21 protein-coding genes are annotated in these 20,054 nt (G+C 54.7%); 7 read left to right on the top strand and 14 right to left on the bottom strand.

The genetic code is table 11. The annotated features are described in order from the left end of the window. Positions 1 to 51: 51 nt before the first annotated feature. The 13 genes from KGP16_RS11015 to yceD all read right to left on the bottom strand — a co-directional run bounded on the left by KGP16_RS11015 (position 52) and on the right by yceD (position 10,557). On the bottom strand, positions 52 to 828 hold the full coding sequence (locus tag KGP16_RS11015) for a metal-dependent hydrolase (RefSeq protein ID WP_059200559.1): 777 nt from the start codon (positions 826 to 828) through the stop codon (positions 52 to 54). A gap of 14 nt (positions 829 to 842) precedes the next feature. Continuing rightward, positions 843 to 1,850, bottom strand: a complete 1,008-nt coding sequence (gene holB, locus KGP16_RS11010) for a DNA polymerase III subunit delta' (RefSeq protein ID WP_059200558.1) — start codon at positions 1,848 to 1,850, stop codon at positions 843 to 845. Continuing rightward, the gene (tmk, locus tag KGP16_RS11005; RefSeq protein ID WP_021804713.1) at positions 1,850 to 2,488 is read right to left on the bottom strand and encodes a dTMP kinase; all 639 of its coding nucleotides are present in this window, start codon (positions 2,486 to 2,488) and stop codon (positions 1,850 to 1,852) included. Before tmk ends, holB begins: the two co-directional genes overlap by 1 nt. After that, positions 2,478 to 3,503 (bottom strand): endolytic transglycosylase MltG, encoded by a 1,026-nt coding sequence (mltG, locus tag KGP16_RS11000; protein WP_223501329.1) that lies wholly within the window; start codon positions 3,501 to 3,503, stop codon positions 2,478 to 2,480. The genes tmk and mltG overlap by 11 nt, the downstream gene beginning before the upstream one ends. A gap of 13 nt (positions 3,504 to 3,516) precedes the next feature. Then, positions 3,517 to 4,314 carry an aminodeoxychorismate lyase gene (pabC, locus tag KGP16_RS10995; protein WP_209527579.1) on the bottom strand — a complete coding sequence of 266 codons (798 nt, stop codon included), beginning with the start codon at positions 4,312 to 4,314 and terminating at the stop codon, positions 3,517 to 3,519. 121 nt (positions 4,315 to 4,435) lie between these two features. After that, the gene (gene fabF, locus KGP16_RS10990) at positions 4,436 to 5,677 is read right to left on the bottom strand and encodes a beta-ketoacyl-ACP synthase II (protein ID WP_024485943.1); all 1,242 of its coding nucleotides are present in this window, start codon (positions 5,675 to 5,677) and stop codon (positions 4,436 to 4,438) included. A gap of 81 nt (positions 5,678 to 5,758) precedes the next feature. Next, on the bottom strand, positions 5,759 to 5,995 hold the full coding sequence (gene acpP / locus KGP16_RS10985; RefSeq protein WP_004719003.1) for an acyl carrier protein: 237 nt from the start codon (positions 5,993 to 5,995) through the stop codon (positions 5,759 to 5,761). A gap of 154 nt (positions 5,996 to 6,149) precedes the next feature. Beyond that, a complete protein-coding gene (gene fabG, locus KGP16_RS10980) occupies positions 6,150 to 6,884 on the bottom strand; it encodes a 3-oxoacyl-ACP reductase FabG (protein ID WP_021178306.1) in 735 nt (244 codons plus the stop codon). Positions 6,885 to 6,896: 12 nt separating this feature from the next. Next, the gene (gene fabD / locus KGP16_RS10975) at positions 6,897 to 7,826 is read right to left on the bottom strand and encodes an ACP S-malonyltransferase (RefSeq protein WP_021804717.1); all 930 of its coding nucleotides are present in this window, start codon (positions 7,824 to 7,826) and stop codon (positions 6,897 to 6,899) included. 18 nt (positions 7,827 to 7,844) lie between these two features. Continuing rightward, complete coding sequence (locus KGP16_RS10970) at positions 7,845 to 8,798, bottom strand: beta-ketoacyl-ACP synthase III (protein ID WP_218519452.1); 954 nt, start codon at positions 8,796 to 8,798, stop codon at positions 7,845 to 7,847. A 6-nt stretch (positions 8,799 to 8,804) separates the two neighbouring features. Beyond that, entirely contained in the window at positions 8,805 to 9,839 is a 1,035-nt protein-coding gene (gene plsX, locus KGP16_RS10965; RefSeq protein WP_071680507.1) for a phosphate acyltransferase PlsX, read from the bottom strand. Between the two features lie 12 nt (positions 9,840 to 9,851). Next, a complete protein-coding gene (gene rpmF, locus KGP16_RS10960; RefSeq protein ID WP_004943042.1) occupies positions 9,852 to 10,019 on the bottom strand; it encodes a 50S ribosomal protein L32 in 168 nt (55 codons plus the stop codon). A gap of 16 nt (positions 10,020 to 10,035) precedes the next feature. Beyond that, on the bottom strand, positions 10,036 to 10,557 hold the full coding sequence (yceD, locus tag KGP16_RS10955) for a 23S rRNA accumulation protein YceD (protein WP_024485941.1): 522 nt from the start codon (positions 10,555 to 10,557) through the stop codon (positions 10,036 to 10,038). Positions 10,558 to 10,698: 141 nt separating this feature from the next. On the opposite strand from yceD, the gene KGP16_RS10950 reads away from it, so the two are divergent. Continuing rightward, positions 10,699 to 11,280, top strand: a complete 582-nt coding sequence (locus KGP16_RS10950; RefSeq protein WP_021804720.1) for a nucleoside triphosphate pyrophosphatase — start codon at positions 10,699 to 10,701, stop codon at positions 11,278 to 11,280. A gap of 2 nt (positions 11,281 to 11,282) precedes the next feature. Here the strand turns inward: KGP16_RS10950 and rluC are convergent, their stop codons facing one another. Beyond that, entirely contained in the window at positions 11,283 to 12,251 is a 969-nt protein-coding gene (rluC, locus tag KGP16_RS10945) for a 23S rRNA pseudouridine(955/2504/2580) synthase RluC (RefSeq protein ID WP_021178312.1), read from the bottom strand. 553 nt (positions 12,252 to 12,804) lie between these two features. Here rluC and rne point away from each other — a divergent pair. The 6 genes from rne (at position 12,805) to solA (ending at position 19,892) form a co-directional block, all read left to right on the top strand. Further along, positions 12,805 to 16,110, top strand: coding sequence for a ribonuclease E (gene rne, locus KGP16_RS10940; RefSeq protein ID WP_223501328.1), 3,306 nt, complete (start codon positions 12,805 to 12,807; stop codon positions 16,108 to 16,110). A 251-nt stretch (positions 16,111 to 16,361) separates the two neighbouring features. Next, positions 16,362 to 17,411, top strand: coding sequence for a dihydroorotase (gene pyrC, locus KGP16_RS10935; RefSeq protein ID WP_223501327.1), 1,050 nt, complete (start codon positions 16,362 to 16,364; stop codon positions 17,409 to 17,411). Between the two features lie 74 nt (positions 17,412 to 17,485). Beyond that, a complete protein-coding gene (gene dinI / locus KGP16_RS10930; protein ID WP_021178315.1) occupies positions 17,486 to 17,725 on the top strand; it encodes a DNA damage-inducible protein I in 240 nt (79 codons plus the stop codon). 134 nt (positions 17,726 to 17,859) lie between these two features. Further along, positions 17,860 to 18,138: a hypothetical protein gene (locus KGP16_RS10925; RefSeq protein WP_021178316.1), complete on the top strand. Its 279-nt coding sequence runs from the start codon at positions 17,860 to 17,862 to the stop codon at positions 18,136 to 18,138. Positions 18,139 to 18,379: 241 nt separating this feature from the next. Continuing rightward, the gene (gene bssS, locus KGP16_RS10920) at positions 18,380 to 18,634 is read left to right on the top strand and encodes a biofilm formation regulator BssS (protein WP_024485935.1); all 255 of its coding nucleotides are present in this window, start codon (positions 18,380 to 18,382) and stop codon (positions 18,632 to 18,634) included. A 145-nt stretch (positions 18,635 to 18,779) separates the two neighbouring features. Next, the gene (solA, locus tag KGP16_RS10915) at positions 18,780 to 19,892 is read left to right on the top strand and encodes an N-methyl-L-tryptophan oxidase (protein ID WP_223501326.1); all 1,113 of its coding nucleotides are present in this window, start codon (positions 18,780 to 18,782) and stop codon (positions 19,890 to 19,892) included. Positions 19,893 to 20,054: the final 162 nt, after the last annotated feature.

Raw genomic sequence — 20,054 nt, 5'->3', positions numbered from 1 at the left:
CTTAAAAAGAATTAGATTATCGCCAGCGGTTTGCTAAGCCTAGACGAAGGTTCAGAGTTCGATGTGAAACAAACGTGAAAAGTTGGCGGTGGTCGCTTGCGCCAGGTTTTCTAGACTGACGCCCTTCAATACGGCCAGGTATTCTGCGACGTCACGCACATAGGCGGGTTGGTTTTCTTTGCCGCGATGAGGCACCGGCGCCAGGTATGGCGAGTCGGTTTCCACCAGCATACGATCTAATGGCACATAGCGGGCCACCTCGCGCAGCGGCTCGGCGTTACGGAAAGTGACAATGCCGGAAAACGAGATATAGAAGCCCAGATCGAGCAAGGCTTTCGCCGTTGGCAAATCTTCGGTGAAGCAATGCAGCACGCCGCCGCAATCCTGTGCGTTCTCTTCACGCAGAATGGCCAAGGTATCGTCACGCGCGTCACGCGTATGCACAATCACCGGCTTGTTGAGATCCCGGCCAATACGAATATGTTGGCGGAACGACTCTTGCTGTAACGGGATATTGTCTTGCTGATAGAAGTAATCCAGCCCGGTTTCCCCCAGGGCAACCACCTGCTCTGCCGCAGCCAGACTGCGCAGTTCGGCATAATCGTAGCCCCCCTCCAGATTCAACGGATGAACGCCGCAGGAGAAGGCGACATCGTTACGTTGACCGATCAGTTGGGTCATCGCCTGGTAACCCGGCAGCGTGGTGGCAACCGCCAGTACAAAGCCCACATCCTGCGCTTTGGCTTTGACCAGAGCATCGTCCACGCTGTGGTGCAAGGTGGCGAAGTCCAGGCTGTCGAGGTGGCAGTGAGAATCTACTAATAACATGATAATTAACTCTTTTACAACGAATGAGGGGGTGAGTAGCCGGTAGCGCCGAGCATCTGCTCCCAACCGAGTAACTGTTCTGTCAGCAACAGCTCGCGATTAACGCCGACCACGCTGAGTAACTGATGGCGGCAGTTAAGCCACTGCTGCATGATTTGCTGGAGCGAAACGCTGCTCAAACGGCTGGCCAATTGCTGGACCAGTGGCAATTGATCCTGGTTCAGAGCATAGCTCGCGGCACCCTGCTGGTATTTCATCGCGTCCATCAGCAACGCGCATAGCCAGTGTAGCCGGTCCGCCACGTCGTCATGGTTCAGTGCCGGCAACAGGGCCAACATATCGCACTGCGGCAGAGCGGTGTTCAAGGCGTTGCACAGTGCGGCCCGCTGTTGCCAGCGATTCGGTTGCAGCAACTGTTCGGCTGCGAGTGGAGCACCGTCATGCAAGCGTAATGCGGTCAGGCGATCGACCGAATTGCCCGCGCCCTGGCGGTTAAGCCATTGCAGACTCAGCTGTTCATCCGGGCTGGCCAGATGCCAGTAGAAACAGCGGCTACGCAGTGTCGCCAGCAGGCGTGAGGGCTCACGGCAACCTAGCAGGAAGTAGGTATTGGCCGGAGGTTCTTCCAGGGTTTTCAGCAAGGCGTTGGCGGCGGCCTCGGTCAACAGTTCTGCCTGCGATAGCCACACCACCTTGGCTCCCCCCTGCTGGGCATGGGAATAGAGGACCTCAATCACCTGGCGGATAGGTTCGATACCCAAGCTACTCTTGCCCTTTTCCGGGGCCAATACGTGGTAGTCCGGGTGGTTGCCTGCCAGCATCAACCGGCAGCTGTGACACTCACCGCAGCTCTTTTCACCATTGCGCTTTTGGCAGATCAGCCAACGGCTAAGGGCATAGAGTAGCTCAGCATCGCCGTTGCCCACCGCCGCATGCAGCAGTAATGCGTGATGGCCACGCCCAGCCGCATACTGCCCCACCAAATGACGATAGGGAGCGTTAAGCCACGGGTACCAGTTCATTACGCCCCTTCCTGCTGTTGCAGCCACTGTACAACCACCTGGCGAATATCGGCGGTGACCTGTTCCAGCGTTTGTGCCGCATCTATGGTAACGATGCTCGCATCCTGCGCCGCCAGTTCAAGATAGCGCGCGCGGGTACGTTCAAAGAACGGCAGCGCTTCTTGCTCAATACGGTCTAACTCTCCGCGCGCACGCGCCCTTTGCAGGCCTACCGACGGAGGCAAGTCGAGATAAAGGGTCAGGTCGGGGCGGAAGTCACCCAATACCGTATCACGCAGCGAACTCATCAAGTGTGGATCGATTCCCCGGCCCCCGCCCTGATAGGCTTGCGCGGAAAGGTCGTGACGATCGCCCACTACCCAGGCTCCCCGCGCCAACGCCGGTTGGATAACGGTTTCCACCAGTTGCACCCGCGCGGCATATATCATCAGCAGTTCCGCCTTGATGGTCGGCAAATCGCCGTCTGCGCCGCATTTAAACAGCTCGCGCAGCTTCTCCGCCAGTGGCGTACCACCCGGTTCACGGGTAAATACAATGTCATTAATACCCTGCTCGTTAAGCACGTTGACCACGGTATTGCGCGCGGTGGTTTTACCCGCACCTTCCAAGCCTTCAATCACTACAAAGTTACTTTTCATTCTTTTCCTTTTGTACCTGCCGATAGACACGCACCGCAGCATTATGGCTTGCCAGGTTGGTGGTGAACGTATGGCCACCCTTGCCGTCGGCAACAAAGTACAAATAATCGGTTTTAGCCGGATTGGCAGCGGCTTCCAGTGAAGCATGGCTCGGCATGGCGATCGGCGTTGGCGGCAGGCCACTGATCACATAGGTGTTATAGGGCGTTGCCGTCTCCAGATCCTTACGGGTGATGTTCCCGGTGTAACTGTCGCCCATGCCGTAGATCACCGTAGGATCGGTTTGCAAACGCATGCCCAAACGCAGGCGATTGATAAACACCGAAGCGACCTTGGTGCGTTCCTCCGCTACAGCCGTCTCCTTCTCAACGATCGAAGCCATCGTCAGCAACTCTTCCGGCGTTTTGTATGGCAAGCTGGTGTCTCGCGCATGCCAAACGTCCTGCAATGCCTTGTACATCCGCAACTGCGAGCGCTTTAACAATGCCTGATCAGTGGTTCCCGCCGTATAGAGATAGGTATCTGGATACAAACGGCCTTCCAGCACGCCACCTTCCGGCAGCCCCAGTGCCTTGGCGATTTCCGCCTCGCTTTTACCTGCCAGGGTATGTTTGACGTATTTGGACTCTTGCAGCACCTGCAGCCAATCTTTCAGACGCAACCCCTCGATAAAGCGCGCGCTGAACTGGGCTTCTTTGCCGCTCGCCAACAGTTTCAGCATCTGGCGCACCGTCATCCCCGGGGTTAAACGGTAGGTACCCGCCTTGAATTCGGCCAGTTCCGGCTCCAGGCGCAGTAACCACGGGAACCAACGGCCATTGTGGATCAGCTTGTCGCGTACCAGCAGCCCTTCCAGCGCCACACGGCCAGTGCCTGCGGGCAGTTTGAAGTAGGTTTCCTGCCCAATCGCCAGCGGAGTCTCGGCAAAGCGTTCAATCCGCTGATGCCCCCAATACAGCGAAGCCAACGCCAGGAGCAGCAGCAGTACAACAATCTTGAGCTTTTTTCTCTTCATCGATCAGCCATCATTAACAGTGTGGTCGCAAAAAATCATACAGTTGGCGCGAAGGGTAGCGCCATGATTGTGCCCTATTCACCGGCAGCAACGGCATCAGCGCGTTGCATATCAGCACTTCCTCCGCATCGGCCAGCGTCTCCAGCGGTTCACTGACGTAATGCAGTAGATACTCGCTGCCCGCCAGAAGTTCAATCACGCGGCGGCGCATCACACCGGCGACACCGGCCTGATCCAGATTTGGCGTAAAGACGCTTTTTCCTTTACGCCAGAACAAATTAGCCGCACAGCATTCCACCAGCATACCCGCAGTGTCAAGCACCAGCGCCTCATCGGCATCGGCCTGGTCAAGATGTGCGCGGATCAACACCTGCTCCAGGCGGTTAAGGTGTTTCAGGCCAGCCAGCAATGGATTACGCCCTAGCGCTACCGGGCTGAGCGTCAGGCTGATCCCTTCCTCACGCCATGACAGGTAATGAGCGGGATAGGTGCTGCGTGAAACGATCCGTGTAGGAGCAGCGCAGCCGCGCGGGCTGTAACCTCGTCCGCCGCTGCCTCTGGTCAGTATCGCTTTGACCACGCCAAGGGACAGAGAGCCTGCCGCATGGCGCATCTCAAGTTCCAATGCCGCCCAGTCCACTGCAGGCAGCAGCAACTTCTGTGCCGCCTGCTGCATGCGCTCAAGATGCCAAGGGAAAAGATCGATGTTGCCATCCACTACTCTGGCGGTGGTAAAGCAGCCGTCGCCAAACTGCAAACCGCGATCGCTGGCTGCCAGGGCGTCATGTTGTTGTCCATTGATCCAGTACATGCGTTTCCTCACTGTGTTATCACTACAGCATAACAGGCGCATACTACGATAAACGGCCTGGAGCCATAAAAAAAGCCCGGTCAAAATGCACCGGGCCTTTATCAACTTAAGTTGGCAATAATTATACGCGACGGAAAATCAGCGAACCATTAGTGCCACCGAAGCCGAAGGAGTTACACAGCGTGAACTCCATATCTTTGGTCTGGCGCGCTTCGTGTGGTACGAAATCCAGATCGCAACCCTCATCCGGATTATCCAGATTGATGGTAGGTGGAACCGCCTGATCGCGCAGAGCCAACACGGTAAAGATCGACTCAATCGCCCCAGCGGCCCCCAGCAGGTGGCCGGTCATCGATTTGGTGGAGCTGACCATCACCCGGTTGGCATCGCTGCCAAATACGGATTTCACCGCTTGGGTTTCGGCCTTATCACCGGCCGGCGTCGAGGTGCCATGCGCGTTGATATAACCAATCTGTGACGTTGTCACACCTGCATCACGCAGTGCGTTTTCCATCGCCAAGGCGGCACCAGCACCGTTTTCCGGTGGTGATGTCATGTGGTAGGCATCGCTGCTCATACCAAACCCGACAATTTCGGCGTAAATTTTCGCACCGCGTTGTTTTGCGTGTTCGTACTCTTCCAGCACCATCATCCCCGCACCATCGCCCAGGACAAAACCATCACGGTCTTTATCCCAGGGGCGGCTTGCGGCCTGTGGGTTGTCATTGCGGGTTGAGAGCGCACGAGCCGCCCCAAAGCCGCCGACACCCAGAGGGGTACTGGCTTTTTCTGCGCCACCGGCCAGCATCACATCGGCATCATTGTAAGCAATGATACGTGCGGCATGGCCAATGTTATGGACACCTGAGGTACAGGCAGTAGCGATGGAAATACTTGGGCCACGCATGCCGTACATAATGGTCAGGTGACCGGCAATCATGTTCACAATGGTCGAAGGCACAAAAAACGGACTGATTTTCCGTGGGCCACCGTTAACCAGTGAGCTATGGTTCTCTTCAATCAACCCCAGGCCGCCGATACCAGAGCCGATAGCGGCACCAATACGATTGGCGTTCGCCTCGTTGATATCCAGCCCCGCATCCTGCATGGCTTGCATGCCGGCGACGATGCCGTATTGAATGAAGGCATCCATCTTGCGCGCATCTTTGCGCGAGATGAAATCTTCACAGTTAAAATTCTTTACCAAGCCAGCAAAGCGCGTTGCATAGGCAGTAGTATCGAAATGGTCGATCAGGCTGATGCCACTCTGACCGGCAAGAAGAGCATTCCATGTGGACTCTACAGTATTGCCGACAGGAGACAACATGCCCAGTCCGGTCACAACTACTCGACGCTTAGACACGTTTGTCCTCCAAGGAGGGAAAATATGACGCTAGGGATAGAAAAAACTTAGGCGGTCGAGTGACCGCCTAGATATGTTCGCTTACTGCTGGCTAGCGTTGATGAAATCAATAGCTGCTTGCACAGTAGTGATTTTCTCAGCTTCTTCGTCTGGAATTTCGGTGTCGAATTCTTCTTCCAGAGCCATTACCAGCTCAACGGTGTCAAGAGAATCAGCGCCCAGGTCTTCAACGAAAGAAGCGTTGTTCAATACTTCTTCCTGCTTAACACCCAGTTGCTCAACAATGATTTTCTTAACGCGTTCTTCGATAGTGCTCATACTCTTAAATTTCCTATCAAAACTCGCTTTCGCGATGGTTTTCGTAGTGTATAAAATGTTGAAAAAGATGCAACTAAATCCCGGCTGGTCAAACCACGATTTTACGCTATTTTGCGGTTTTTACCTCAAATAACGCAAATAGTTTTCGCATTTTTTAAATCATATACATGCCGCCATTGACATGTAACGTTTCACCGGTGATGTAGCTGGCCTCGTCAGAGGCTAAAAATGCAACAGCGCTGGCGATTTCTTTAGCTTCCCCAAGCCGGCTAGCCGGAACCTGAGTCAAAATGCCTGCGCGTTGATCTTCTGTCAACGCCCGTGTCATGTCCGTCTCAATAAAGCCAGGAGCCACGACGTTGACCGTAATGCCACGTGAAGCGATCTCACGTGCCAAAGACTTACTAAAACCAATCAGACCGGCTTTAGCCGCCGCGTAGTTAGCCTGCCCTGCATTCCCCATGGTGCCAACAACGGAACCGATAGAGATGATACGGCCAAACCGCTTTTTCATCATAGCTCGCATTACCGCTTTTGACAGACGGAATACGGAAGTCAGATTGGTGTCCAGGATATCCTGCCACTCCTCATCCTTCATTCGCATCAGCAGGTTATCACGCGTAATCCCGGCATTATTCACTAAAATGTCGATTTCGCCAAATTCTGCACGAATCGAGGTCAAAACGTTGTCGATAGATTGAGCATCAACCACGTTCAGCATATAGCCTTTGCCGTTCTCACCCAGATAGCTGCTGATGGCTTCAGCACCGCTCTCGCTGGTAGCGGTGCCGATAACCTTGGCGCCACGTGCAACAAACAACTCTGCAATAGCCCGGCCAATACCGCGGCTTGCGCCGGTGACCAGGACAATTTTCCCTTCGAAGCTCATGGTTATCCTCTTTTACTGTTCCAACGCCGCAGACAGGCTGGCAGTATCGTTAACCGCTGCCGCCGTCAAAGTGTCGACAATGCGTTTGGTCAGGCCGGTCAGCACTTTGCCTGGGCCCACTTCCAACAGCAGAGTCACACCCTCTGCCGCCATAAATTCTACGCTTTCCGTCCAGCGCACCGGGCTGTACAGTTGGCGAACCAACGCACTGCGGATAGCTTCTGGCGCGGTTTCTGCGCGTACATCAACGTTATTGACTACCGGGACTAACGGCGCGTTGAAGGTGATGTCTTGCAACGCTACAGCCAGCTTATCGGCAGCCGGTTTCATCAGTGCGCAGTGCGAAGGCACGCTCACCGGCAACGGCAGTGCACGTTTGGCACCGGCCGCCTTGCAAGCTGCGCCTGCACGCTCAACCGCTTCTTTGTTGCCCGCGATAACGACCTGCCCCGGAGAGTTGAAGTTCACCGGTGAAACTACCTGGCCTTGAGCAGACTCCTCACAGGCTTTGGCAATCGAGGCATTATCCAGACCGATGATGGCGTACATGGCACCGGTACCTTCTGGTACCGCTTCCTGCATCAGCTTGCCGCGCAACTCGACCAAACGGATAGCCGCAGCAAAATCCAGCACACCGGCACACACCAGCGCCGAGTATTCACCCAGGCTGTGGCCGGCCATCATCACAGGCATGTTACCGCCCTGCTGCTGCCAGACACGGAAGATGGCAACGGAGGCCGCCAACAACGCTGGCTGTGTCTGCCAGGTTTTATTCAGCTCTTCTGCCGGGCCAGTCTGCACCAACTGCCACAGATCGTAACCCAAAGCCGCTGAAGCGTCGCTAAAAGTTTGTTCCACAATGGGAAACTGTGCGGCCAAATCGGCCAACATGCCAACGGTTTGTGAACCCTGGCCTGGAAAAACAAAAGCAGTTTGCGTCATTTTTTTATTCCTGTTGAATCAAAAGCGAACCAGCGCCGAGCCCCAGGTAAAGCCACCGCCGAATGCTTCCAGCAACACCAGCTGACCACGCTGGATGCGCCCGTCGCGTACGGCTTCGTCGAGCGCCGCAGGTACCGAGGCGGCAGAAGTGTTTCCGTGACGATCGAGCGTCACTACCACTTTCTCCATCCCCATACCCAGTTTTTTTGCCGTTGCGCTGATGATGCGCAGGTTGGCCTGATGCGGAACCAGCCAATCCAGTTCACTGCGGTCAAGATCGTTAGCCTTCAGCGTTTCATCAACGATATGTGCCAGTTCGGTGACTGCCACTTTAAACACTTCATTACCCGCCATGGTGACGTAAGCAGGATGATCCGGGTTCTGACGATCTTTATTCGGCAGAGCCAGCAGATTGCCATAGCGACCATCGGCATGCAGATGGGTAGAGATAATGCCCTGGTCCTCAGAAGCCCCCAGCACTACCGCGCCAGCACCGTCGCCAAACAGGATGATCGTGCCGCGATCTTCAGGATCGAGCGTGCGCGACAGCACATCTGAGCCGATCACCAGCGCATGTTTTACCGCGCCGTTCTTGACGTACTGATCGGCCACGCTCAAGGCGTAGGTAAAGCCAGCACAGGCCGCCGCGATGTCAAACGCCGCGCAGTCCTGAATACCCAGCATCTGCTGTACCTGGCAGGCAGAACTTGGGAACGCATGGCTTGAGGTGGTGGTCGCCACCACGATCAGGCCGATATCTTCTTTAGCCACACTCGCCATTTCCAGCGCGTGAGACGCGGCATGGAAGCTCATGGTTGCCACGGTTTCATCCGGGGCAGCGATACGACGTTCACGAATACCGGTGCGAGTCACGATCCACTCGTCAGACGTATCCACCATTTTTTCTAAGTCAGCGTTGGTGCGCACTTGTGCGGGTAAGTAACTCCCCGTACCGAGAATCTTTGTATACATGAACGATCAGTCACTCTTGGGTAATACAGCTTCAAGGCGCGCAGCAATCCTGTCCGGAACTTGCCGCTGCACCGCCTGTACAGCCTGTTCGATTGCCACCGCAAACGCGTTTTGGTTTGCAGCGCCGTGGCTCTTGATCACGGTTCCCCGCAATCCTAACAGACATGCACCATTATACTGGTCGGGGTTCAGATGACCAAAACGCCTTGCCACCCTTTTTTGTAACCAACGACCCAACAATTTTAACCACCACGCCTGTTTTCCCCCATCGGAGGATGACTTGAGTAGCGACAAGAACAGTCTTATCACACCTTCCATGGTTTTCAGAGTGACGTTGCCGACAAAGCCGTCGCAGACCATCACATCGGTTTTACCGGTGAGCAGGTCGTTGCCTTCCAGATAACCAATATAGTTGATTGCCTGCGTTTTTTTAAGTACGGCGGAGGCTTCGCGGATATTATCCAGTCCTTTGGTTTCTTCTTCGCCGATATTGAGCAGTGCCACACGTGGCTGCGCGATACCCAATACCTCTTCCGCCATCACTGCTCCCATGACCGCGAACTGCACCAGCATCGTGCTGTCGCATTCTACGTTGGCCCCCAGATCCAGCACCACGGTTTTACCACGCTGTTGGTTAGGTATCACGGTCATCAACGCCGGGCGTTCAATGCCGTCCAACGGTTTGATCAGCAGCTTGGCCAGCCCCATCAACGCCCCGGTATTCCCCGCACTGACACAAGCCTGCGCCTCACCGCTTTTAATCAACTCCAGCGCAATGCGCATAGAGGTACCTCGGCTGGCCCGGATCGCTTGTGAAGGCTTCGCGTCACCGGCAATAACCGATTCGGCAGGTACGACTTGCAAGCGTTCCAGGACAGACGGATCGGCTTTGGCAAGTAACGGGGAGATGACGTCGGGATCGCCGACTAACAGGAGATGAAGCTGTAAATTAGAGGCCAGTGCCTGCAATGAAGCAGGCACTGTGACGCAGGGACCGAAATCCCCGCCCATTGCATCTAACGCCAGGGTTAGACGAGTCAAAGTATCGCTGACTTAGCCGATAACCTTGCGACCGCGGTAGAAACCGTCGGCAGTGATGTGGTGACGACGATGAGTTTCACCGGAAGTCGCATCTACAGACAAGGTGGTGGTGGTCAGGGCATCGTGTGAACGACGCATGCCACGTTTGGAACGGGTTGGTTTATTTTGTTGTACGGCCATGGACCTTACTCCTCGATTACTTACGCTTTAAACTGGCTAATACGGCAAATGGATTTGGTTTCTCCGCCTCAGGAGGCAGTTTGCCAAACACCATGTCCGCTTCGGACACTTCACAGTGTTCAGATTCATGTACCGGAACGACAGGCAGTGAAAGAATAATTTCATCTTCAATCATTGCCAACAGATCGACTTCGCCAAACTCGTCAACTTCGATCGGTTCGTACGCTTCCGGTAATGCCTCAGCCTGCTCATCATTGACGACCGGGCTAAAACAATATGTTGTGTGGACCTGGTGTGCAAACGGGACACCACAGCGTTGGCACATCAGCGTTACCGCGACGTCCGCATGCCCTGTTATCACCGCGAGGCGCTGGTTATCAATATCAAACGACAACTGCACTTCGACATCACTGTCCACACTGACCACGGAGTCGGCAACACGTGTAACCAGCTCAGGCGCGTAGGAACCAACATAGTCCAGGCGTTTCTGAGCGGTACGTACCGCATCAATGGTCAAGGGTAATTTTACCTTTTGCATAGGGCGCGCATATTAACTTTGTAACGTCATAGAGTCAAAGAAAAAGGCCCTAAAACGGCACCTTTCACCAATATTCGCTTCCAGAGCGGCCGACAGTTTAAGATGAGCGACATATTTACGCTATGGTTTGTGGAAAAAATTATGCAAAGACTCTTACTCGCCTCAACGTCAGTCTACCGCCAGCAACTGTTGGAGAAGCTGCACCTGCCCTTTATTTGTGCGGCACCGCAAACCGATGAAACACCGCTGCCCGGTGAAAGTGCCGAGGCTTTAGTGCTGCGCCTGGCGGCGGCCAAGGCTCAGGCGCTGGCTATGGCCTACCCTGATTATCTGATTATCGGTTCCGATCAGGTCTGCGTGATCGCCGGAGAAATCACCGGTAAGCCCCATAGCGAAGAGAACGCCCGCCAGCAGCTACGTAAGGCCAGCGGCCAGCAGGTGACCTTCTATACCGGTTTGGCGCTCTATAATAGCCGTAGCCAACGCCTACAGGTGATGTGTGAACCTTTCCACGTTCATTTCCGTGCCTTGAGCGAAGTGGAAATCGAAACCTATGTGCGCCTGGAACAGCCGCTCAACTGCGCAGGCAGCTTCAAGAGTGAAGGTTTGGGGATTGCGCTGTTTGATAAGTTGGAGGGCCGCGACCCGAATGCGTTGATTGGCCTGCCGCTGATCGCATTGTTGGAAATGTTGCGGGCTGAAGGGGTCAACCCGCTGGTATAAACTTATTTTTTGGCTGCGGCGGTCCGTTGGCGCAATACCTGCAGGCAATGACGCAGCTCGTCATCCATCGGCGCTTCGATGCGCATCGTTTCGCCGGTGGCAGGATGTTCAAAGCGCAGCGCTGCCGCATGCAGGAACAGGCGTTTCAGGCCGGTGCCCGCCAATTGGCGATCGAACTCCCGGTCACCATAACGGTCATCAAAGGCGATCGGATGCCCAGCATGCAAGGTATGCACACGAATCTGGTGGGTACGCCCGGTGATCGGGCTGGCCTTCACCAGCGTGGCATGTTCAAAGCGCTCTTCGATCTTGAAGCGGGTCTCCGAAGGTTTGCCTTCGCTGTTGACGCGGACAATGCGCTCCCCGCTCTGCAAAATATTCTTCAGCAACGGTGCCTGCACCGCTTTGCAGTGCGACTGCCACTCGCCGCGCACCAACGCCAGATAATCCTTCTGCATCCCCTTGAGGCGCAACTGCTCGTGCAGCGAACGCAGCGCCGAACGCTTCTTGGCCACCATCAACACGCCGGAGGTGTCGCGATCCAGACGGTGCACCAGCTCCAGAAAACGTGCTTCCGGACGTAATGCCCGCAATCCTTCGATCACGCCAAAACTCAGGCCACTGCCGCCATGCACCGCCGTTCCCGAAGGTTTGTTGAGTAGCAACAGGTGATCGTCCTCATAAAGGATGCAATCCGCCAGGGCAGCAACTTTATCCAGCTTGGCAGAAACCGGCGCATCTTCACGCTCGGCGACCCGAACCGGAGGAATGCGCACCACGTCGCCCGCCGCCAGTTTATATTCAGCCTTGATGCGGCCTTTATTGACCCGCACCTCGCCTTTGCGCACGATGCGATAAATCATGCTCTTCGGCACGCCTTTCAGGCGGGCAAGCAAAAAATTGTCGATTCTCTGACCGGCTTCATCGTCAGAAATCGTCACTAATTGTACTGCGGGAATGTTCGTTTTCATGGGGCGGGATTCTAAATAGAGCGCGTCAATAGCGCCACCTCTTTTTATGTGCTTAACTGTCTCTCAGACTGTGAAAGAAACGCCAGCGAACAATAAGGCAGCAAGCCAGGTTGATCGTTTGCGGTTTCCGCCACAGTTAGCGCAAAGTCACCTTGCTATAAAGGTACTTGCAATGGAATAATGCTGTAACTTTCCGTGCCGATCCCCTTGAAACGAGGAGAATTGCGGAATTATACAGTTTGTCTGGTTGCACAAAAACGCAGCAATGGCGTAAGACGTAATGTGAAATCAAACAATTAGCGGGCTGCGGGTTGCAGCTTGGCCGGCAAATGGAATCAGATCTGTCAACATACATCAGAGGCTATTCCCTGAGTCAAAAGCGCTGTGTTTCACAAAGAAATACAGGCTTACCGAGATAATGCGCCCCTATGCAGGCGACAACCGTGAGGTTGACGGCTTTGCGAGAAGACACGGGGTTTTCGGTTTTAACCTGGCCATGAGGTTATTTTGCCCGCAGCTTTGTCGATAATGTAAAAAAAACGAGTAAGTTAAGATGAAAAGAATGTTGATTAACGCAACTCAGCAGGAAGAGTTGCGTGTTGCCCTTGTAGATGGACAGCGGCTGTACGATCTGGATATTGAAAGCCCTGGCCATGAGCAGAAAAAAGCGAATATTTACAAAGGCAAAATCACTCGAATTGAACCTAGTCTCGAGGCCGCGTTCGTTGATTACGGCGCTGAACGACATGGTTTCCTTCCGCTAAAAGAAATCGCTCGCGAATACTTCCCAAGCAATTACTCTTCCCATGGTCGCCCAAACATCAAAGATGTGCTGCGTGAAGGCCAGGAAGTCATCGTTCAGGTTGATAAAGAAGAACGGGGTAATAAAGGCGCTGCCTTGACCACCTTCATCAGCCTGGCCGGTAGCTATCTGGTTCTGATGCCGAACAATCCGCGTGCCGGTGGTATTTCCCGCCGCATCGAAGGTGACGACCGTACCGAACTGAAAGAAGCGCTCTCCTCGCTGCAATTGCCAGACGGCATGGGTCTGATTGTCCGCACCGCTGGCGTTGGCAAATCTGCCGACGCTCTGCAATGGGACCTGTCATTCCGCCTCAAGCACTGGGAAGCGATTAAAAAAGCCGCCGAAGGCCGCCCTGCTCCGTTCCTGATCCACCAGGAAAGCAACGTTATCGTGCGAGCATTCCGCGATTACCTGCGTCCGGACATCGGCGAAATCCTGATCGACAACCCGAAGGTACTCGATCTGGCCAAAGAGCACATCGCTGCCCTGGGCCGCCCGGACTTCAGCAGCAAGATTAAATTGTACAGTGGCGAAATCCCGCTGTTCAGCCATTACCAAATCGAATCACAGATCGAGTCCGCGTTCCAACGTGAAGTGCGTCTACCTTCCGGTGGTTCCATCGTGATCGACACCACCGAAGCCTTGACCGCTATCGATATCAACTCCGCGCGTGCAACCCGCGGTGGCGACATCGAAGAGACCGCATTCAATACCAACCTGGAAGCCGCAGATGAAATTGCTCGCCAATTGCGCCTGCGCGACCTGGGTGGCCTGATCGTTATCGACTTTATCGATATGACCCCGGTTCGTCACCAGCGTGAAGTGGAAAACCGTCTGCGCGATGCCGTCCGCCAGGATCGTGCCCGCATTCAGATTGGCCGTATCTCTCGCTTCGGCCTGCTGGAAATGTCCCGTCAGCGCCTCAGCCCGTCACTGGGTGAGTCCAGCCACCACGTGTGCCCGCGCTGTACCGGTACCGGCACCATCCGTGATAACGAATCGCTGGCGCTGTCTATTCTGCGCCTGATCGAAGAAGAAGCGCTGAAAGAGAACACCAAAGAAGTTCACGCCATCGTACCGGTTCAGGTTGCTTCCTACCTGCTGAACGAAAAACGTGATTCTGTCAGCGCGATCGAGAAGCGCCAGGGTGGCGTGAAAGCGGTCATCGTGCCAAACGATCAGATGCAGACTCCGCATTACTCCGTGCTGCGCGTACGCAAGGGTGAAGAAACACCAACCCTGAGCTACCTGCTGCCGAAGCTGCATGAAGAAGAAATGGCCCAGCCGCAGGATGATGCGCCAGTCGAGCGCAAACGCGAGCAACCGGCTCTGGCTTCCTTCTCTCTGTCACAGGATGCTCCTCCGCAGGAAGAAGAGCCTGTGGTTAGCAAGCCTGCCGTTGCCGCCAAACCGGCAGTTGCATCAGCCCCTGCTGCTGAAGCCAAACCTGGCCTGTTGAGCCGTCTGTTTGGTGGCTTGAAGTCACTGTTCGCCGGTGAAGAAACGCCAGTGGTTGAAGCCAAGCCGGTTGTAGCTGAGAAAACAGAAGACAGCGACAACCGCCGTCAGGATCGTCGTGGCCAACGCCGCCAGGGTTCTGGCCGTAAAGGTGAACGTGGCGAGCGTAAAGAACGTGGCGAAGGGCGTGACAACCGTGAACGTGGTGATCGTGAGCCACGCGAAAATCGCGAGCCGCGTGAACCACGTGAAAACCGTGACGACCAGCGCCGCAACAACCGCCGTAACGCACAGCAACAAACCGCACCAGCGGCTGCCAATACCGAAGTGCAGACTGAAGAAGCAGCCAAGGTACAGCGCGAAGATCAGCAACAGCGCCGTGAACAGCGTGCCGAGCGTCAACGCCGTCGTCAGGAAGAAAAGCGCCAGGCTCCGCAAGACGTCAAAGTGCCAGAAACTGCGGAAGTCGTTGTTGCCAGCCATAGCAATGACGAAGATGAAGACCGTCATCAGCAGCCAACGCAGCGTCGTCAACGCCGTCCACTCACGCAGAAAGTTCGCGTCCTGTCGGCGGAAGAAGAACTGCATCGCGCCGCTGAAGAGCTGTTAGCGCCTAAAGCGCCAGTTGCCAAGGTAGAAGAAAGCCAGGCTCCGGTAGTGGCTGAGAACGTTAAACTGTTGCCACAGACCATTGCGGCCCAGTCTGAAGATGACGCGCAAGCTGATAACCGTGGAAACGGTGAAAACGGCATGCCACGTCGTTCTCGTCGTTCTCCACGCCATCTGCGCGTCAGTGGTCAGCGCCGTCGTCGCTATCGTGACGAGCGTTATCCGAACCAGTCGCCAATGCCGTTGGCCGGGGCGTTTGCCTCACCAGAGATGGCTTCAGGCAAGGTTTGGGTCAGCTATCCTGTGGCACAAGCCGCCGTCTACGTTGAACACGAAGAAGCTCAAGCGCCAGTGGCGGTAGAAACCGTAGCCGTTGCTGCTGCACCGGTGGCTGTTGAAGCCGCTCCTGTTCAGCCTGTAGTCAACGAAGCGCCAAGCGTAGTTGAAACCGCTCCGGCAGTAGCTGAATCGGTAGCAGCACCGGTAGTTGAAGCCCCGGTTGAAACCGTAGCCGACGTTGTCGTCGCTGCCGAGCCAGCCGCTGTTGTGGTAGATGAAACCGTTGTCAGTGAAACAACTGAGGATGAGACGGTTGCAGATGCCACGGTACAAGCTGAACCCGTTATCGCTGAGCCCGCAGTGCAAGAGCCTGTAGTTGAAGAAACTGTAGTGGAAGCCGTTGTGGCCGCCCCTGCAGAGGCTACTCTAACCGCAGAGCCGGAAGTCGTGTCAGCACAGCCAGAGGCTGCTCCAGCTCCAGTGCAAGAGGCCCCAGTGGTTGCACAACCACAACCGGCACTCTACAAGCATATCGCTACCGCCCCAATGACCAAAGCGCCTGCGCCGGATTATCAGCCGGAAGCCGCGAAGACCAGCGAGTGGCAGCGCCCTTCCTTCAACTTTGACGGAAAAGGTTCTGCTGGCGGCCATGCAGCGGCGAATCAGGCCACTGCTCCAGCGACCAAACCGCAGCCGGTTAACGACTAAGTTAATCCCTGCCATAAAAAAACCCGCCTAGATGGCGGGTTTTTTCTTACTACTGAACACTCATGCCCTTCTTTTCAGTTTGTTAACGCCCAATGCCCAAGTTGCTCTGTTCGCCTAAGCCAACTGATTTCAACTTGTCATTAACTAACAGATGCATCCAAACCGTTTTCCGCTTATCCTTTCACCCCGGCGTGAATAACCCCCGTTTATTCGCTTTTATTAAGATTTTTTGACCGCCGGAGCTCTGCACCATGACCGCACAACCCCAAGCCCTGAAAATCCGCCGCCCTGACGACTGGCATATCCATTTGCGTGACGACGACATGCTGAAAACGGTTCTGCCCTATACCAGTCAGGTGTTTGGCCGGGCGATTGTGATGCCGAACCTGGCCCCACCGATCACCACCGTTGCCGCGGCACGTAGCTATCGTGAACGTATTCTGGCTGCGCTCCCCGCAGAACATAACTTCACGCCGTTGATGACCTGCTACTTGACGGATTCCCTCGCTGCGGCGGAGCTGGTCAACGGGTTTGAGCAAGGGGTGTTCACCGCTGCCAAGCTCTATCCAGCCAATGCCACCACCAATTCCAGCCACGGCGTGAGCGATGTGACCGGGATTTATCCCCTGCTTGAGCAGATGCAGAAGATGGGTATGCCGCTGCTGATCCATGGTGAAGTCACCGATGCCAGCGTGGATATCTTCGATCGCGAGGCTCGCTTTATCGAACAGGTGATGGAGCCGGTACGCCGCCAGTTCCCGGAATTAAAAATCGTATTCGAGCATATCACTACCCGGGAAGCCGCTCAGTACGTGCAGGAAGGCAATCGTTTCCTTGGTGCCACCATTACGCCACAGCACCTGATGTTTAACCGCAACCACATGCTGGTAGGCGGGATCCGGCCACACCTGTTCTGCCTGCCAATCCTCAAGCGTAACATCCATCAGGAAGCGTTACGCAGCGCCGTTGCCAGCGGTTGTGACCGCTTCTTCCTCGGCACCGACTCGGCACCTCATGCCAAACACCGTAAAGAGACCAACTGTGGCTGCGCAGGGGTATTTAACGCCCCGAACGCAATGCCCGCCTATGCCACCGTATTTGAACAATTAGGCGCGCTGGAGCACCTGGAAGCCTTCAGCTCGCTGAATGGCCCCCGCTTCTACGGCTTGCCGGTTAACCAGGACTTTATCACGCTGCAACGCCTGCCGGTGGCCCAGCCAGAGGAGATCACGTTGGGTAATGAAGCCGTGGTGCCCTTCCTGGCCGGTGAGACCATTAACTGGTCAGTGACCGACTGCTAAATATTTTATTTCTGCTCTTGCCTCCGGCGCCAGTTGACTGTATAAATATCCAGTAGACAGTTCCGGGGGCAATTATGCGTGTTGAAGTCACTATAGATAAAACCAAACCACTGCCGCCGGGGGCTATCGAAGCCCTGACCGGCGAATTCAGTAAACGGGTCAATCGCCAGTTTCCTGACACTACCGTCCAGATCCGTTATGCCGGTGCCAATGGCCTTTCCGTCATGGGCGGTGCCAAAACAGATAAAGACCTGATCGAGGAGATACTCCAGGAAACCTGGGAAAGTGCCGACGATTGGTTCAGTGCAGAATAATTCTGCAATGTAGTTGTTGCCGGGGGTCGCTCTCCGGCTTTTTTGTTTCTGCCGTATCGTCGTTTTGCCTGGAAGAAACAGCACTTGTGGTCTGTAATGATTAGACAACTTATGGTGCAACAAAGGTATAAACAATGGTTCCTGATAAAGACAAGCCCGAAGAAGCGATGACCTTTGGCGAGTTGCTGGCCCTGATCGCCGATCAAAAACGGCGACTGAGCGTACTCGAGGTCGCTTTCTCTTATTTGTCTTTTGGCTTGAATGACAAAGCCAACCAGTTGCTGATCCACAGCCTGAAACTGGAAGCACAAAATCAGAACCGCGATCCTGAAATGCAAAAGCATTTCGCCCATTTGGCAGCCGAATTGGAAAGTCATGCGCACGTGAAACTTCCTCCTGCCGCCGAAGAGTAATATTGTTAGATGACTTAAGCACGGGCGCAGCATGCAGCTGCCCCAACCCTTTACCTAAAACCCCCAGCTATCCACTCCGCTAGCCGATTAATTACGCAAAAAATATTTATTTGCAATAAACCGCAGGAAAACACCCCACGCCAGATCCTGAATGCGTATACTGTAAAAGCTCACCATGAAGGTGAGACACATTGATCCTCGTTAGTAACTCCAGCTAGTCACTACTTGATAAGGGGTCTTTATGGACAGAAATGATGAAGTAATACAGACACATCCGCTTGTTGGCTGGGATATCAGTACCGTCGATGTTTATGATGCCATGATGATTCGCCTTCATTACCTGTCTTCACTAGACCAAACAGCCGAAGAAGCGCAAGTGGATCGGACTCTTTGGCTAACCACAGACGTTGCCCGCCAATTAATCAATATTTTAGAGGCTGGCATCGCCAAGATAGAATCTACGGATTATTTAGACCTTGATCGAAGAAAACATTAACCCATTCACCCTCAACCGCTAAGGCGTCGGCAATTAACCGGCGCCTTTTCTTTTGTATCGACCCGCATCGGTTCATGGTGCATTACCGCTGCCAAACTCTTATCATATCTGCCATCAGCGACACATCAAAGAAAGGACATGGCACGTGGAATATGACTTGATCATCGTGGGTAGTGGCTCGGTTGGGGCTGCTGCAGGCTATTATGCGACAGCCGCAGGCCTTAAGGTCTTAATGATCGACAGCGCTTTCCCCCCGCATCGTCAGGGCAGCCACCACGGCGATACCCGTATCATCCGCCACGCTTACGGCGAGGGCGAAAAATATGTGCCTTTTCTGCTGCGTGCCCAGGCACTGTGGAATGGATTAGAGCAGAAAAGCGGCGACAAGCTGTTTCATCCCTGTGGCGTGCTCACCCTGGGGCCACAAGACAGTGAATTTGTCACCACGGCACAGCGCAGTGCCAAAAACTTTAACCTCCATACCGAGTTACTGAGCGCCGAACAGATCCAACAACGCTGGCAAGAGTTCACCGCGCCAGCGGGTTATGTTGGCCTGTTCGAACCAGATGCAGGGATACTGCGCTCGGAACTGATTGTTGCCAGCTACGTCAGATTGGCCAGAGAAGCGGGCTGCGCCCAACTGTTTAATTGCCCGGTAACCGCCATCGAGCCAATCGAGCAAGGGGTTGAGGTCGTGACTTCAGAGGGGCGCTACCAAGGGCGTAAATCCGTGGTCTGCGCGGGAACCTGGGTCAAAAATCTGTTACCACAGCTTCCTGTTTCACCGGTGCGTAAGGTGTTTTCCTGGTATCAGGCAGATGGTCGTTACAGCGAAAACAACCGCTTTCCGGCTTTCACCGTTGAAGCGCAAGACGGCTGCCACTACTACGGTTTCCCATCCGAGAATGACGGCTTAAAGGTCGGTAAACACGATGGTGGACAACCGATGGAGACAGCGGATCAGCGCAAACCATTCGGCTCTCTGGCCAGCGACGGTACCGAAGTATTCGGCTTTCTGCGCCACTTCCTGCCAGGGCTTGGCGTCTGTCTGCACGGTGAAGCCTGTAGCTATGATATGAGCCCGGATGAAGACTTTATTATCGACACCCTGCCTGGCTGCCAACGCCTGATGGTGATCACCGGCCTGAGCGGCCACGGCTTTAAGTTTGCCAGCGTACTGGGTGAGATAGCCGCGCTGTTTGCGCAAGATAAGCCTTCATCCCTGGATATCACACCCTTCAGCCTGCGGCGTTTCTGACCGTTCAATCCCCTGTTCGCCCCGCTCTGGCCAGCGGCAGGGGAAAACCCCAGCGATATGAATACACCAACCTACTGATATTAATGAAAAATAAGCTATGGACGGAAATATCTTCCTATAGCCACTGGATTTCCGAATTGATCCCACAACCGGGTAAGGCCT

This window comes from Serratia sp. JSRIV006 (genome assembly GCF_019968685.1).
Classification (GTDB): Bacteria; Pseudomonadota; Gammaproteobacteria; order Enterobacterales; family Enterobacteriaceae; genus Chania; species Chania fonticola_B.
Note: the sequence above shows the minus strand (reverse complement) of the source record. Positions and strands in the feature narration are given on the sequence as shown.

Excerpts from the sequence above, each read along its gene's own strand:
- holB (WP_059200558.1), bottom strand. The coding sequence starts at position 1,850 with ATGAACTGGTACCCGTGGCTTAACGCTCCCTATCGTCATTTGGTGGGG.
- bssS (WP_024485935.1), top strand. The coding sequence starts at position 18,380 with ATGGACAGAAATGATGAAGTAATACAGACACATCCGCTTGTTGGCTGG.
- pyrC (WP_223501327.1), top strand. The coding sequence starts at position 16,362 with ATGACCGCACAACCCCAAGCCCTGAAAATCCGCCGCCCTGACGACTGG.
- fabD (WP_021804717.1), bottom strand. The coding sequence starts at position 7,826 with ATGACGCAAACTGCTTTTGTTTTTCCAGGCCAGGGTTCACAAACCGTT.
- yceD (WP_024485941.1), bottom strand. The coding sequence starts at position 10,557 with ATGCAAAAGGTAAAATTACCCTTGACCATTGATGCGGTACGTACCGCT.
- tmk (WP_021804713.1), bottom strand. The coding sequence starts at position 2,488 with ATGAAAAGTAACTTTGTAGTGATTGAAGGCTTGGAAGGTGCGGGTAAA.
- KGP16_RS10950 (WP_021804720.1), top strand. The coding sequence starts at position 10,699 with ATGCAAAGACTCTTACTCGCCTCAACGTCAGTCTACCGCCAGCAACTG.
- KGP16_RS11015 (WP_059200559.1), bottom strand. The coding sequence starts at position 828 with ATGTTATTAGTAGATTCTCACTGCCACCTCGACAGCCTGGACTTCGCC.
- KGP16_RS10925 (WP_021178316.1), top strand. The coding sequence starts at position 17,860 with ATGGTTCCTGATAAAGACAAGCCCGAAGAAGCGATGACCTTTGGCGAG.
- KGP16_RS10970 (WP_218519452.1), bottom strand. The coding sequence starts at position 8,798 with ATGTATACAAAGATTCTCGGTACGGGGAGTTACTTACCCGCACAAGTG.
- mltG (WP_223501329.1), bottom strand. The coding sequence starts at position 3,503 with ATGAAGAGAAAAAAGCTCAAGATTGTTGTACTGCTGCTGCTCCTGGCG.
- fabG (WP_021178306.1), bottom strand. The coding sequence starts at position 6,884 with ATGAGCTTCGAAGGGAAAATTGTCCTGGTCACCGGCGCAAGCCGCGGT.
- rne (WP_223501328.1), top strand. The coding sequence starts at position 12,805 with ATGAAAAGAATGTTGATTAACGCAACTCAGCAGGAAGAGTTGCGTGTT.
- pabC (WP_209527579.1), bottom strand. The coding sequence starts at position 4,314 with ATGTACTGGATCAATGGACAACAACATGACGCCCTGGCAGCCAGCGAT.
- acpP (WP_004719003.1), bottom strand. The coding sequence starts at position 5,995 with ATGAGCACTATCGAAGAACGCGTTAAGAAAATCATTGTTGAGCAACTG.
- rluC (WP_021178312.1), bottom strand. The coding sequence starts at position 12,251 with ATGAAAACGAACATTCCCGCAGTACAATTAGTGACGATTTCTGACGAT.
- rpmF (WP_004943042.1), bottom strand. The coding sequence starts at position 10,019 with ATGGCCGTACAACAAAATAAACCAACCCGTTCCAAACGTGGCATGCGT.
- dinI (WP_021178315.1), top strand. The coding sequence starts at position 17,486 with ATGCGTGTTGAAGTCACTATAGATAAAACCAAACCACTGCCGCCGGGG.